The sequence below is a fragment of the Piscibacillus salipiscarius genome (assembly GCF_042685285.1).
Taxonomy (GTDB): Bacteria; Bacillota; Bacilli; order Bacillales; family Alkalibacillaceae; genus Piscibacillus; species Piscibacillus salipiscarius.
The window spans coordinates 26686-40039 of the sequence record NZ_JBHUMZ010000010.1; the positions used below are offsets into that span (position 1 = coordinate 26686).

The 13354-nt window shown below is 35.2% G+C and carries 23 protein-coding genes; 1 reads left to right on the forward strand and 22 read right to left on the reverse strand.

Annotation, left to right across the window (positions count from 1 at the left end):
• Positions 1-29 precede the first annotated feature (29 nt).
• From gpGT to ACFSW4_RS02300, 17 genes are all read right to left on the reverse strand, one after another.
• The gene (gpGT, locus tag ACFSW4_RS02220) at positions 30-155 is read right to left on the reverse strand and encodes a phage tail assembly chaperone GT (RefSeq protein WP_377327295.1); all 126 of its coding nucleotides are present in this window, start codon (positions 153-155) and stop codon (positions 30-32) included.
• Between the two features lie 59 nt (positions 156-214).
• Positions 215-565, reverse strand: coding sequence for a phage tail assembly chaperone G (gene gpG / locus ACFSW4_RS02225; RefSeq protein WP_377327193.1), 351 nt, complete (start codon positions 563-565; stop codon positions 215-217).
• A 34-nt stretch (positions 566-599) separates the two neighbouring features.
• The gene (locus ACFSW4_RS02230; protein ID WP_377327297.1) at positions 600-782 is read right to left on the reverse strand and encodes a hypothetical protein; all 183 of its coding nucleotides are present in this window, start codon (positions 780-782) and stop codon (positions 600-602) included.
• A gap of 894 nt (positions 783-1676) precedes the next feature.
• Complete coding sequence (locus ACFSW4_RS02235; protein ID WP_054753560.1) at positions 1677-2336, reverse strand: major tail protein; 660 nt, start codon at positions 2334-2336, stop codon at positions 1677-1679.
• A gap of 17 nt (positions 2337-2353) precedes the next feature.
• A complete protein-coding gene (locus ACFSW4_RS02240; protein WP_054753562.1) occupies positions 2354-2728 on the reverse strand; it encodes a hypothetical protein in 375 nt (124 codons plus the stop codon).
• Entirely contained in the window at positions 2728-3120 is a 393-nt protein-coding gene (locus ACFSW4_RS02245; protein ID WP_054753564.1) for an HK97-gp10 family putative phage morphogenesis protein, read from the reverse strand. Before ACFSW4_RS02245 ends, ACFSW4_RS02240 begins: the two co-directional genes overlap by 1 nt.
• Positions 3117-3485 carry a phage head completion protein gene (locus ACFSW4_RS02250; protein WP_377327196.1) on the reverse strand — a complete coding sequence of 123 codons (369 nt, stop codon included), beginning with the start codon at positions 3483-3485 and terminating at the stop codon, positions 3117-3119. The genes ACFSW4_RS02245 and ACFSW4_RS02250 overlap by 4 nt, the downstream gene beginning before the upstream one ends.
• Before the next feature lie 2 nt (positions 3486-3487).
• A complete protein-coding gene (locus tag ACFSW4_RS02255) occupies positions 3488-3826 on the reverse strand; it encodes a hypothetical protein (RefSeq protein ID WP_054753569.1) in 339 nt (112 codons plus the stop codon).
• A gap of 14 nt (positions 3827-3840) precedes the next feature.
• Positions 3841-4989 carry a phage major capsid protein gene (locus ACFSW4_RS02260; RefSeq protein WP_377327198.1) on the reverse strand — a complete coding sequence of 383 codons (1149 nt, stop codon included), beginning with the start codon at positions 4987-4989 and terminating at the stop codon, positions 3841-3843.
• Positions 4990-5010: 21 nt separating this feature from the next.
• A complete protein-coding gene (locus ACFSW4_RS02265; RefSeq protein ID WP_377327200.1) occupies positions 5011-5769 on the reverse strand; it encodes a head maturation protease, ClpP-related in 759 nt (252 codons plus the stop codon).
• Positions 5766-6902, reverse strand: coding sequence for a phage portal protein (locus ACFSW4_RS02270; protein ID WP_377327202.1), 1137 nt, complete (start codon positions 6900-6902; stop codon positions 5766-5768). Before ACFSW4_RS02270 ends, ACFSW4_RS02265 begins: the two co-directional genes overlap by 4 nt.
• Before the next feature lie 14 nt (positions 6903-6916).
• On the reverse strand, positions 6917-8563 hold the full coding sequence (locus tag ACFSW4_RS02275; RefSeq protein ID WP_377327204.1) for a terminase TerL endonuclease subunit: 1647 nt from the start codon (positions 8561-8563) through the stop codon (positions 6917-6919).
• 1 nt (position 8564) lies between these two features.
• Positions 8565-8894: a P27 family phage terminase small subunit gene (locus ACFSW4_RS02280; RefSeq protein ID WP_054753571.1), complete on the reverse strand. Its 330-nt coding sequence runs from the start codon at positions 8892-8894 to the stop codon at positions 8565-8567.
• Positions 8895-9003: 109 nt separating this feature from the next.
• On the reverse strand, positions 9004-9351 hold the full coding sequence (locus tag ACFSW4_RS02285) for an HNH endonuclease (RefSeq protein WP_377327206.1): 348 nt from the start codon (positions 9349-9351) through the stop codon (positions 9004-9006).
• A gap of 42 nt (positions 9352-9393) precedes the next feature.
• Entirely contained in the window at positions 9394-9654 is a 261-nt protein-coding gene (locus ACFSW4_RS02290; RefSeq protein WP_054753574.1) for a hypothetical protein, read from the reverse strand.
• A gap of 84 nt (positions 9655-9738) precedes the next feature.
• Complete coding sequence (locus tag ACFSW4_RS02295; protein ID WP_054753575.1) at positions 9739-9933, reverse strand: hypothetical protein; 195 nt, start codon at positions 9931-9933, stop codon at positions 9739-9741.
• 12 nt (positions 9934-9945) lie between these two features.
• A complete protein-coding gene (locus tag ACFSW4_RS02300) occupies positions 9946-10596 on the reverse strand; it encodes a DUF4760 domain-containing protein (protein WP_377327208.1) in 651 nt (216 codons plus the stop codon).
• Between the two features lie 108 nt (positions 10597-10704).
• On the opposite strand from ACFSW4_RS02300, the gene ACFSW4_RS02305 reads away from it, so the two are divergent.
• Complete coding sequence (locus ACFSW4_RS02305) at positions 10705-10893, forward strand: hypothetical protein (RefSeq protein WP_054753580.1); 189 nt, start codon at positions 10705-10707, stop codon at positions 10891-10893.
• 39 nt (positions 10894-10932) lie between these two features.
• On the opposite strand, the gene ACFSW4_RS02310 is transcribed toward ACFSW4_RS02305, so the two are convergent.
• The 5 genes from ACFSW4_RS02310 to ACFSW4_RS02330 all read right to left on the reverse strand — a co-directional run bounded on the left by ACFSW4_RS02310 (position 10933) and on the right by ACFSW4_RS02330 (position 13345).
• Positions 10933-11343, reverse strand: a complete 411-nt coding sequence (locus ACFSW4_RS02310; protein WP_377327210.1) for a hypothetical protein — start codon at positions 11341-11343, stop codon at positions 10933-10935.
• A gap of 258 nt (positions 11344-11601) precedes the next feature.
• A complete protein-coding gene (locus ACFSW4_RS02315; protein WP_377327212.1) occupies positions 11602-12027 on the reverse strand; it encodes a helix-turn-helix transcriptional regulator in 426 nt (141 codons plus the stop codon).
• A complete protein-coding gene (locus ACFSW4_RS02320; RefSeq protein ID WP_377327214.1) occupies positions 12008-12160 on the reverse strand; it encodes a hypothetical protein in 153 nt (50 codons plus the stop codon). The genes ACFSW4_RS02315 and ACFSW4_RS02320 overlap by 20 nt, the downstream gene beginning before the upstream one ends.
• 100 nt (positions 12161-12260) lie before the next feature.
• The gene (locus ACFSW4_RS02325; RefSeq protein WP_054753584.1) at positions 12261-13151 is read right to left on the reverse strand and encodes a hypothetical protein; all 891 of its coding nucleotides are present in this window, start codon (positions 13149-13151) and stop codon (positions 12261-12263) included.
• The gene (locus tag ACFSW4_RS02330) at positions 13148-13345 is read right to left on the reverse strand and encodes an XtrA/YqaO family protein (RefSeq protein ID WP_054753587.1); all 198 of its coding nucleotides are present in this window, start codon (positions 13343-13345) and stop codon (positions 13148-13150) included. The genes ACFSW4_RS02325 and ACFSW4_RS02330 overlap by 4 nt, the downstream gene beginning before the upstream one ends.
• Between the last annotated feature and the right edge of the window lie 9 nt (positions 13346-13354).

Below are 13354 nucleotides of genomic sequence, written 5' to 3' on the forward strand. Positions count from 1 at the left end.
GTTAACCTCCCTTCATAGAGGGATAAAAATTAACCGCCAAAGGCGGTAATTAGAGATGTTTCTTCTCTAGGTTTCGTTTCTTTCGATAGTAATTCAAGAACAAAATTAAACGGCATATTGAGTACATCATTGATGTCCTTACCTTGCTTCATCATTTTCAAAATAATCTCGTCTAAATATTGCTTTTGTTTTTCTGGTGTAAAATCATCATCAACTAACTGATTTTCTCCAGGTACTTTTTTGTTTCAATATTTTGATCACCTCTGGCCACAAAAAGTACTTGATCTTGTAAAATACGCATGGCATCTGGGGCATGAAGGCCCTTAAATAAATCTTCTTTTGTAAACTGACCACCATAGGCTTTGTCAGCAACGAATTCTAATAATTTATCAATCATTTCTTTCTCATTATTCACATTGACATTTTTCATTTCAGCCATTAAATCTATAGCCTCATAAACGACTGATAGAGGTAAAAACATCGGTGTTAAGTATTTCTTTGTAACTAATTCACCATCTTTAACTTCTGTAATGAGCTCGATCATGTGTCGCTTTAAATTTGCCATGTTAAATCCTCCTTCAAATTAAAATAGAGCAGGATTACTCCTGCTCTTCGACTTTCTTAATTAATGGTCTTCCTGCCTTATTGTCAGATGAAGCTAGTTCATCTAGTCGCTCTTGCTTAACCTTTTTATTAGCTGGTTTAGGGAATCGATCACCCACAAAATAATCTTTATCATCCTCTAGATCATGAAAACCTTCAATCACTTCATACTTAGCCATTTGAATAACCTCCTTAATCGCTTCAACATATTTGATAGAAGCTTTATTTTTATCTACATGCTTAAACGAATCTTTAAAGGGTACTTTATTCACGTATTTCCCTTTATAAAATAAATGCTGGTGATCATTCATCACACCAGCATTATGATAGATTTTCGTTTGATAATATCTTTCAACATTATCGGTTGGCCAACAAAAATCTAATTCATTAGGAGTTTCTACATCCTTACCGAAATGATAGACATTCCATAGCTGCGCCCACATTTCTGCTGTCCACTTTTGAATAGGAGTATAATTAGAATCATTTTGTCGTACATACTCCCTTTCTACTGAGCTTAAAAAGTTATATAGTTTGATAGAATCCTCAAAAACTTTATTCCAGTAGTCATGAGTTGGATGTTTGATTATCCATTGAGCTCCTCCGATAGGGTGTTTCTTTCTGATCAGTGAACAATCAACGCCTACAACATCACACATTCTTTTTAGTAAATCAGAACCTTTACTATCTATATACTCAACGCTTAAATAACTTTCACATGATGAAGCCAACCATTTATTTTTAGTTGGTTGGACATTAGGTAATTCTCTTAACAGTACATCACTATCCAAGTAATAGTATGTTTCCATTTCCCTTGAAGGATCTTCTTCTAAATATCGCTTCCATAGATAGGGTTTAACAGAAGGAATGTAACTTTTATCCTCACGAACATCATCATACACATGTATCTCAACACCATAATTCTCATGCAAATAAACAGGCACCCGTTCATCATGCCGTGTGAACAACAGCACAATGTGACGAATGCCTAGTTTTTGTAATCTAGTAATACACACTTCCAGCTCCCATTCAAAACGTTTAATGGCAGGCTGACATAAAATATATTTCATTTATAATCACGCGCTTGTTGTGGTAGTCGTTGTCGTCGTATCAGGATATGCGACTCCAAAAACTTTATTAAATAAAGCATCACGATTAGTGGTTTCACCATCCGCATCATAACCAAATACTACGGACTTTTCTTTTGTAAACCCATCGACTTTACGCTCCATAAATTCTCCTGAAATTTCTTGGTTCTGAAAAGCTGTGGTATCTTCTTTTGTCTGTGCGTTAATGGTTGGACGCATAAACATGCCTTTAGTTAACCCAACCCATTCTTTTGAACCATCCTCATGAGTTTTAGCAAATACACAAGCAACGTATGGAGGATTGTCCCCCTCACCATAAGAACCTAGTCCCTCCACCGTTTCAAGACCTAACAATGTTTGACGGTCCTCTACTGGTAGTTTATGAAATGCACCCGTTACGGTAACGTTACCATTCGAAACAGCAATTTCAGCTGTTTTGTTATCACCATAAGCACGTACAGCTTCTTGCGGTAATTCAACTGTAATCGTTTGAGCAAACTTAATGCGTTCAATAGAACCATTAATAATACCCGTATCGCTTGATTCATTCAGTACAGCATAATAAAACTCATCAACTCCGGTTGATGCTTTATAGTTTTTTTCTGAGAAATGCTGCAGGTTTAGCTTTAGCAGTCTATCTTTTTTCATAGATTTTCCTCCTCTTATTAGTTAACATATTTTTTACCGCGATAACGTCTAGCATCACGGTAAACATTTAAATCTTGATCCCATTCATCAACACCGCCACCATAGTTACCAAAGTTAAACTGATCCCAAAGAATCTGTTGAATTTGTTTAGCCACAAGGTCACGGTCTGTTTTATTAAATGACCAAACTTCAATTTGATATAGATAATCTTCTGTTAGCCATTTATTATCTGCATAATCTGATGGTAATGGAGGATCTAAAGGATCAATAATAATAAATGGACCTTTTTCTAGATCCTCAGTGTTCGGATATTTATAAAACTTAATCCTTTGGCCAACTTTTTCTTGAATAATCGGATCCACTTTAAAAGCTTCATAAAATTGATATTCCATTAGATCCCCCTTTCGATTACCTCTTTAACGGTTTGGCGGTAGGTCCTCTCTGCATTACGCAAAGCTTTTGCAATAGCCCCTTTACCTCGTGGGTTCGGATTTTGTACCGTACCAAACTCATTGAGATGGATAATTCGATAACGATCTTTTGGGCCTCTCCAATGTACTTTAATCGTACGGACACCACTATCCCACATAGGCTCAGAAATAGTGATTTCATCAATAGATGCTCCAGTATCTTTGAAGGATTCAAATTGACTTTTTAATTCCTTCACAAACACTTTAGCGCCCTCTTTTAAAGCCTCATCACTAATTCGTTGCATTGCTTGTTTACCAAGACGTTGTTCCAGTTCATTTATTAGTTGTTCTAAGCCGGTTATGTTGACACTCATGACGTTAAACTCGCAATCACATTAATAAAAGATTTATGTTGAAGATCAGGCTGTGCTTGCTTAACGTTATAACGTTTGTTTTGATACTCAGGTGCATCAATTTCGACGTAGTGCTTATTGTTTGGGATATATTCAGCTTGAGGATCTCGAATCGTAATTGTGATATCAGAAAGTGTCCCATTTGCTTTTGCTTGTTCTGCATCTCTTAACCACACCTCGTCAACTTTAGCCCATGTTCTAAAAAGTTCATTCTTTTCCTTTTCACCTGGGTAAGGTCCTTCGTTTGGCACATATTCATAAAAAATAACAGGTGTTCTTAGCTCACCTGTATGCACACGTGGAGGTTTATATTTAAAATTCCTCATCATTACACCCCAGACTTTGTTGTGGTGGTTGTTGTAGTCGTTGTCTCATCTGTTTCTTCTGAAAGTAAATCAATTCCTAAACTTGTTATCTCACTTAAAAAGTTATCTTCAAAATATTCAATGGCATCATTATAAGCGTACCGAGTACGTTCGAATACTAGTTCTTTAGCTCCTTCATGTTCATTAATGTCAAATGGCCCACATTTGCGTTGTAAACTATGAACAGAAAAAGACAGCAACCGCTGAAGATTACTGTCTTCTGAATTATGAGTAATGTGCATACGCTCTTTAAACTCTTCTAGTATTTCTTGAGTGACTTGAGTATTTGTCTGAACACCCATGATTCACTCACTCCTTATGCGCTTGTCGTAGTTGTAGTTGTGGTTGAGCCACCTAGATCTAAATCATAAACCGCAGCCGCATTATTGTCTTTCGGTTTACCTGTCGCATATTGTTTTGCAATATAAACCGTTGCATCTTCAAGCGCCATTGTTTGTTCAAACTTTTTGATAGGATCTCGGCCACCCATTGCTGCTAGATATTCACCTTGAAGGAAGAACAATACCTTTCCTTCAGGAACAAATACAGATTCATAGTCTTTAAAGTTAAGTGGATAGTTTGTCACGTATACTCCACTTGCGTTTTGAATGGTTGCATTAGCTTTAATACGGAAACTGTTTTTTGGATTCATCACCATGACAAGCTTATTTTCCACTTTACGAACTTGTTCTTTTCCATTCGCATCTGTGTATATAGCTAATTTTTCTGCAACTCCAGCTAATTCATCAATCATTGTTTCGCCACGTTGGAATGTAAGTGTGCCAGATGATGATTTATCTGAAACAGCACCTGTTTCACTATTAACATTCTTAAGTAAGCCAATAGGTTGGTTTTGCCCTGAACCAGCTACAAACCCTTGTTCAAGTCCAACAGCCATCGCTTCCTGAATCATGGTACGTACATATCGTTCAATCCATTCAGGACCAAGTTTTAACATGTCGTTTGAAAGTGGAATGAACGCTGTAAGCTTCAATTGACTAATAGATACTTTACGAAACGCAGCATTTAATTGGCCTTTGATTCCATCAAATAATGGCCCCCATACAGCTGCCCCTTCTGGATTACTAAAAATATACTCTGTGACTGCTCCTAGATTTTGTAATCCAAGTGCATCTAATAACGGATGTTCTTTTCTTAAATCTTCAAACACACGCTCTTGTGTCGTTTTTGGAAGCATTTCAGTGTCAGTAAATCCACCTTCTTCAACCACCGCATTAAAGAATTTGTATTCTTCTGATGTTAAAACATTTTGGCCGCGTGATTGAAGCACAGCATTATCAGCCATTTGAGTATTAACTTGATTTAGAATGTCTGATTGAACATCTTGTGCTAATGACTCAAGCATTTCATTAAGTGCTTGTGACTGCTCTTCTTCTGTGCCATTTTGTGTTGCCTTCGCAAATGCTAACTTCTTTTCTTCAAAATTATTGAATTTAATTGTCATTTTCCTCATTCCTCCAATATTTTATAAATTTAAAAAGAGCTCTGAAAGATTCCGCTTATATTCGGGATCTTGTTCAGGCTCTTTTGGTTCATTCGATTGTAGGTTAGTTTGCGCTGCATATTTCGCAACTAGCTTTTCTTTAAAGTTCTCATATTCTTCATCATCATCTTCTTCGTCATCCACATCTTCTAGAGATGGAATCTCAATTTCTTCTCCAATCACATCTGCTAAGCCAAAGGCAACTGCTTCTTCAGCTGTTAAAAACGTTTCGTCATCTAACAATCGATTCAATTCTTCTTCTGTTCCAACAAAACGTTTCTTATAAGAGGCTGCTAATGCTGAATCGATTTTACGAAGATCAGATGCTGTTTTTTCGAAATCATCGGCATTACCAAACTCAATGGTGCTTGCTCGATGAATCATCATCATTGTGTTTTCAGGCATGATGATTTTATTACCAGCCATCGCAATAACCGATGCTGCACTTGCTGCTAAACCATCCACATGAACCACAATATCCGCCTTATGACTTTTTAGTAAATTATTAATTGCCACACCATCAAATGCTGAACCACCTGGTGAATTAATGTGAACATGGATTGTTTCAGCATCTACTCCATGTAATCGTCGTTTTAAGCCCTGTGCGCTGTTTTCACTAAACAGGAACCCACCAATAGGACCATAAATATAGAGCTTAGCTTCTTTGTTATCGTCATTCGCCTCAAAACGAATACTCGACTTCTTATTCATCATATTTTTGAGTTCGTCTTTCCAATTCATTCTTTATCACCTCCTTCAAGTAAATCTGCTAACTCAGTATAGTTTTTCGTGATGATATGTTTGTCCAATAACTCATCATCTGAATGTTCATATCCTGCTGCCTCCCTTACTTCATTTCCAGTAAATGCTGATGATGATACAAGCTTATCAACTGCTGAAGCTAAGTCGAATAGATCACGGTAAGACGGACGCCTGATATCTAAACGATCACCACTTAAATAATCTTGTTTTTCAATGAACTTTCCGCTAAACTCGTCTTTTATTTTTTTAATTATTGGATCGATGCCAAACGTCATAAAATTGCGTGTGCTTTTTTCTACATCGGCCATTTCCCCACGGACTAAAGCAGGTGGTATACCTAAGGCTCTGGCCACATGATCTAAAAACCCATTTGTTATTTTATTAATTTCATCTACACTTGCTGATGCTCGATTAGATTCTTCTTTGTAAGTAAAACCTTTTTGTTGCGGTACAATAGCAAACGTCTTTTTCTTAACAGCTTCATACATACGGTTAATGAAATTTTGCAATTTAGTGGATGTATCTTTATCTTTCGCGTGAGCACTTTCAGTATCTACTGTTGCTCGAATTTGGTTGTTGTGCAATTGAAATTCAAGCATTCGACCAAACAATTCACCATAATCAGCATATAAACTATTAATTAATCGTGATAGATCTTCATTGTTGTAGGGAATGTAGATTACATCACTAGATAAAAATGTACGACGAAAAGTATAGTTTTTTACGGTTACTTCTCTAAACACATCATCCATCATCGCATATTCAGTTCGGCTGAAATCATCTGCAATTAATAGATCATCAGAATCTGTTTTAATGATCAATACTTCATTATCGTGAATAAGTTTGTAAACAAACATATCCCAAAATTCACTGGCCGACTGATTTCGGTTGGGCTTCACATTCATTCGGTAGTAAAATTCATCATGCTGAACAATACCTTTTTTCTTAATTCGAAATTCTGACTGACTAATCGTTCTTGCAATTAAATTAACGCATGTTGCTATGGCTAGTTTTTTGTAATAAATACGATCAGAAGTATCTTCTAATAAATCGATATCATACATGAAATCAATCTCATCATAATTCTTAGTAAAAATATCTAATAAACCCAAATAGTATCACCCCCTTAAAAGGCTATCTCATCTAAGAAAAAATCTTCTTCCTCTTCCAAAACGTTATCTGCTTCAAATAAAGCATGAATAAACGCTTGAAATCCATCTGTTTTACGTCTAACTTCATCTTTTTTCAAATACTCCTTGTTTCCATCTTTCTTGATTTTGACGTAAACATTATTCGTATACCAACGCATTAGCGGGTTATCATCAAAAATTATATTGTGGTTAGCAAATATCGTTTCGACTCGTGGAGCCAATTTACTGTGAATGGCTTTAGGATTCCGAATATAAATAAGTTCAAATCCTTCTGCCTCTAAAGCCGTCTTGACCAAATCTAACCTGAATGTATCAGCCACAATTCGATTCACTCCGTAATGCTCACGCATTTCTAAAAACCAATCAACTATATGTTTAATATTAATAACTGGCTCATCAACAATCGTTAAGAACCCTTCTTTTTCCCAATCATAAATAGGTGGTCTCAATTCAACGGAATCCAAAAATCCTTTACGTATAAATGAGTGTGTTTTCCATACGTAGTCATCACCTACTTTGAATAACAAACCTACAGCTGCAAAGTCTCTTATAGATGCAAAGTCTAACCCACCAACCGCTGTACGATGGTTTAAATCTGGAAAAGGCCTGTTGGTTGCTTCTATTTCTTCCCAGGTAGCAACTGAAGTGGTTAGATCCGTAGCTGGCGTATTCATACGTTTAGTCATAAATTTGATTCTTGCAGATGGTTTCGAGTTCCCCAAGCTGATATACTGTCTTTTAACGACTCTAAATAACTCTTTAGCATAATCGCTCATCGGTGGATGAAACATAGGATTAGCTTTTTGCCAATTCGTTTCATCGTCTAACTCACTTTCTTCATCTAAACATGCCATAAAAACAAAGAGATGATCATCCGGAGCTTCACCACGTAACACTCGCTCAGCTCTCTCTTTTAAATCATCTAAGTAACCTCCACGAACAAACCCGTCTGTCGTAATAAAAAATTCTCTAGAATGTTTAACTTTACCTAAGCCAGATGAAAACACATCTACTATGGCTGAATCTTCATATTCATGAACTTCATCATATATGACACAACCATCGCGTAGACTATCTTTGGTTTTGGCATTTGATGTATGGTATTTAAGAATACTTCCATTGGTTTTGCTCTCGATTTCTGACCTTGTATGGCGAAAAAGAGATTGTAATACTCCCTCTTTACCATCCTGTTCAATGACATCAAAAACTTCTTTATGAGATGTTTTGGCTTGGTCTTCACTATTGGCCACAATCGATACATTATATTTTTTGATGCCATGTAGATCACTAATAAAGAAATGAGTTAAAGTCGAAATAAGACCGTTTTTACCAGCACCTCTTGCCATATATAAGAAGAACTGTTCAAAGAACGGATGATCCCCTTCTTTGTAGTATAAGAAAACAAATGCTGTTATGAACTTTTGATAAGGCTGTAACTTGAAATAATGTTTTTCAGTAAAAGCAATGTAACGTTCGTGTGTCACTTCATCGAAGTAGAGATCGTCTCGATTGAGGACGTACTTTTTTAAATAAGAAAACAAAAGGACCAAATACTTACTGACTTTAATTTTGCCAGCTTCGTATTGGTCCATATAATAATCTACATGTTTGTTTTTCAACATTTTAAATTAGATCACTCGTTGAATACTTAGGTTGATTGTCATTGTCCTCATCGATAAATTTAAAAGTTCTTTCGATATTTATAATTGCTGTATTGACTTTGCTCATGTCATTTAACAGAGGATGGGACTTAATAAAAGTTTGACTCCCGTTTTTGATTGTGACCGATTCACCCTCATTTTTTACTTTGCGTTCCATTCGTCTGTACATCTCAATATGCTTTAAATACCTACCAACTTTTTCGACCTCAACTGGGTTAGTTGTATCTATACGTGACATCAGATAATGCTTGATTTTATCAGTGCTCACATCGATCCTTAATTTGTTCGTCACACATGCCCACCCCCCTTACGTGTGAATTTGGTTAAAAATCTAGGAAGTCGATTCCCCCTGCACCGGTGCCCCCAGCAGCAAAAACACCAAAATTTTTAGGCGGGGGGTATCACCATTTTTCGTCTCCATCCCACTTTGTTGGCTTTCTCTTAAATTTAAATACAAAATGCCTTCCATGCTTTTTGTTATGACATTTAACACAAAGTGTTTCGAGATTCTCTTCATCAAGCGCAAGCTCTGGATAATCTTCTAAATCTTTAATATGGTCAACTACTAGTTGTATCTTCTTTCGTTTAGCTTGTTCACTGTATTCATTAGTGTCTATCTTAACAAAGCCATTACGTTTACATTCCTGACATTCATAATTGTCACGTTGTTTGATATATAACCTCATTCGTTTCCAATCACGACTATCATAGAATTTGCGTTTTTGTTCTCTAGTTTTGTATTCAGTCATTTATATCACCACATAAAAAAGACACCCGATAGGATGCCTTCATCAATTATCTAGTTTTTGACTAATTTCATCTAGTTTTCGGATAATGAGCCAATTCTGTGCAACTAAGCTTTCCAATTGTAATAATTTTGCTTGCTCTTTAGAATCCATCGTTAACATGCCTACAGTTGAAGCAATCTTAGCAGAATTACTCGAAATCTCTTGTATGATTTCCATATCCTTTTCGCTTAAATTGTCTAGGTGATACTTTTTCATATACTTTTCTCTTTTAGCTTCTTGCTTCTCTTCTTTAGATTTAAACATTGAACCCTACCCCCTATGCGTTTTATTGTTTTATTCGACAAAAGGGAGATATTTCCTTCAAAATAAAAAGCACCACAGTGGGTGCTAAATATTTTTGGAATTGTATTTTGATATATTTTCAAAAGCTTCTGCTAGTCTTGTATAATTTTGTCTACTGTCATTATGATGAAATTGATTAAAATTATAACCTGTTGTGACTTCTTTTAATAACATCTCTTTTAATTCTGCATTTGAATAACGCTCTAGTTGTTTAACATCAGATATTGCGTCAGTAGTCATGCAAATTCCTCCTTAAAATCCAATGGGTTTAACTTCATCTTTCACTCCTAAATCAGAGAGCTTCTGATTCAAGGAATCTTGCTTCTTTTTAATATCGGATTCTTGTATTCGATGACTCCAAATTTTATATAATTTTAACATATTATTATAGTAATTTGTACTCGAATCACTTTTTGATCTGTGTATACTTATTAATAAATGTTCTCTCTCTATAAAATCGCAAAATGTAGTTGCTATTGGAGAAAACACCATTTCTTCATCTGCTACCCCATGAACTAAACATGCGCTAAAATATTCTAACTGATTTAAGATATCAGTAAGTCCATTCTTCTCTTTTGTAAGTGCCTCGATTATCGCATCTTTTTCTATATTATCAATATCTACATGAAATTCACCATTAAATTTCACAGTATCAGTCTGTTTTATTTTACCCTTTATTTTCTTTTGATATTCGTTTAAACTAGGCAGAAAAACTGTTGCGAAAAAATACAGCATTTCCGTACTTTTTTCTGCTGCAGCCCTTTGATTTTTTATCGAAATATCCTTCTTTAATAAATCAAATTGTTTTAAGGCAATAAAAACCCCTATTAGTAACCCTACACCAGCCAACAAATAAAGCATTTCTAAAATTTCTTTAACAACATTATAAATTGTTAACCACATAATTTCCCCTCCTCAACCCAATCTATTCGACATATAAGTTAAAAATCCTGCAAAATTAACAGGAAAATCCAATTAATTGATCGAAATTATCTTTGAGGAGGTGATAAAATGAAAAAATATATTATTAACCATGGATCCGGAAAGGAAATCCATAGACGCGATCATTTAACTCGTAACTGTCAAGTGGATGAAATTATCAAGAAAGAAGAAACTGATGACTACAACTATGTTTACCGATTATTACAAAATGGTTATAACGGTTGTTATTGGTGTTATCGTAGTCAACATACTGGATAATCCAACAAATGAAGGGGAGTTACAGCTCCTCTTCTCCTTTTAGAGTACACCTTGCCTTTCTGATAAAGTAATATTATCTCGATGCCACTCTTCACATTCCTGCATGGTAATACAACCTGTTTTAAGTTGCATCTGCCATACCCCTCCATTTTCTCCGTCGGCATAAAAATAAGGATATGGTTTATACCCTAAGTTTATAGCCAATTCAACGCTTTTTTCTTTAATCAAAGTTATCGGAGGATCGTGATGCGTTTTCCATTTACCAAATTTGTTTTCATATTCTACTATTTGACCTGCCTTACCATGACCGCAACAGCAACCTAATGTAATAACACCTTGATTATTAAGTTTTTGTATTTCATCAGCTATACAAGCATCTACATTCACAATATTATTAGTTTGATCTGGGTTAATTACTTTTACTTTTTTATAAACACCATGTAAACACATATAATCACCTCAGTATAAGTCTTTTCAATTATTCTTATGTCCATACCATATAATGAAGACATCATAAATGAATGTTTATCAATATTACCCAGCTGACAGTTTAAACAGGACAATCAATTTATTAACAAAAGGAGGTGATTACATGAAACACTACAGGTCAAATATGTGTCAGTTGGGCATCTAGTAAGCAATATTCAATTTACTGGTGCTATGAAATCCTGCCGCTCCGTCCTGCCTCCGATTGTACACAAATCGCTATTAACCTGTCATTTTTTGTGTAGATTGTGCATTCTGTGAAATCTTTTCCACGATTGAATCTTTAATGTTATAGATGTGCCTTCTTGATAATCCCATGTGATGACCAATCGCACTCATGCTTAAACCATCTAACATGCATTCTAAGACCGCTTTCTCTCTTGGATCTTGGATGACATGGATATTATTTTGTATGAATAGAACCTTGCGTTCTAATTTCTGAACCCATTTACTTTTCTTGTCACGTCTAATCACTTCTTTGGCAACAGGATCACTAGTATTTCCTTTTGGTTTAGGCATAGTAGATTCTATTCCAGATTGGGCAACAACATTTCCTCCGACTACTTGTAATAAATCTCTCTGTCTCTTAATCTCATTTAACATCCAGTTATAATCTCTAAGCGCACTCTCAATCTGTTTTTTGTTCACCTTTCCACCCCGCCCCTTCTTTCCCTAACTCTTTATAATAGTTACTGGGCTTGACCGGTTGCTGTACACCCGTTCGTTTATCTCTTCTGTGAGGATGAACCTTGAAGATAATTGTGTACTTCATCTTTTTCATCATTAACCCCCTTGATAAATAAAAAAGGACACCAATCAAGCAGCTGCGTGTGCAACTTACTTAATCAGTGTCCTCCAGTTGGCTGGTAGAACTACATCCCTCAATCATTTTTAGACGGATAAACTTTTACAATTCTTAATTTGTTAATAGATTTCTTTAATGTGTTTGGATTAAATGCTGACTCTTTTAGTGCTGAAAATTCGCCTTTTTCATCAAAGAACTCTTTTACCTCTCGACTTCTTTTATCAAGAAATTCGAACGAGTATTCTCCCGTTGGTATATCCTTCGAATCTAATACTTCTAATTTTCCACTATTTTTATTTGCATCTGCATTAAAAATTTTCCCAATAAATTCTATCGGTTCTTCTTCAATTATATTTTTGTTTTGTAAAAGCATTTTTTCTTCAACTCCAATTTTTATTAAATTCGAAGAGCTTTTATAATCACTAAATTCGGCCTTTTCAAAGGTTTTATCTTTTTCATCAATTAAATTAGCCATTTTTTTGTAAGTTGGGTAAGTTTCAACGGCAGTTGTAACAACATCTGGATGTGTGTTGATAAGTAAATCACCTTTTACATTGTATACATTAACGTCCCCTGTATTGTTATTTTCCATATATATTTCTTCTCCTCGTTGATTTGCCTGGAAAATTACTTTAAGATAATCAAAGCTTTCTTTAGCAATCTTCCATATGTTTTCTGCAGTCAAAGAAGTAACTATTGGTAGTAATGATGGGTAAACATGAGAAACAGTTATCACAAAATCTGCTTCAAATGAACCAGGCTTAATATTAAAAACCTTTATTTTTAAATCTTCTCTTCTATTTCTAGACATATACTTTTCGTCTTTTAATGTTAAATAAGTTTTTTCAATCAACTGATGGAACACTTCCATACTTTGCGATAGATAGTATAAGTCATAACCATCTTCAACATTCAGATCAGAACCAGATATTTTAAAATTTACTCTTTCGTTAATTTCCTGACTCAAAACTCTTCCCCCTCATCAAACTTAACCCTTTTCACCTTCCCTTGGTGAGTAATCACTTTTGTCTCTCCATGAGAAGGTAACTTTGTAATTTTTGCTTTTCCATTACTGTATACGACGCAAAAAGGCTCGTTCCCTTCAATATCTATCAAAATTTGTCGATTTTTCATATCTACTGGTATTGGTTTTAATCGCATGAGCTACGC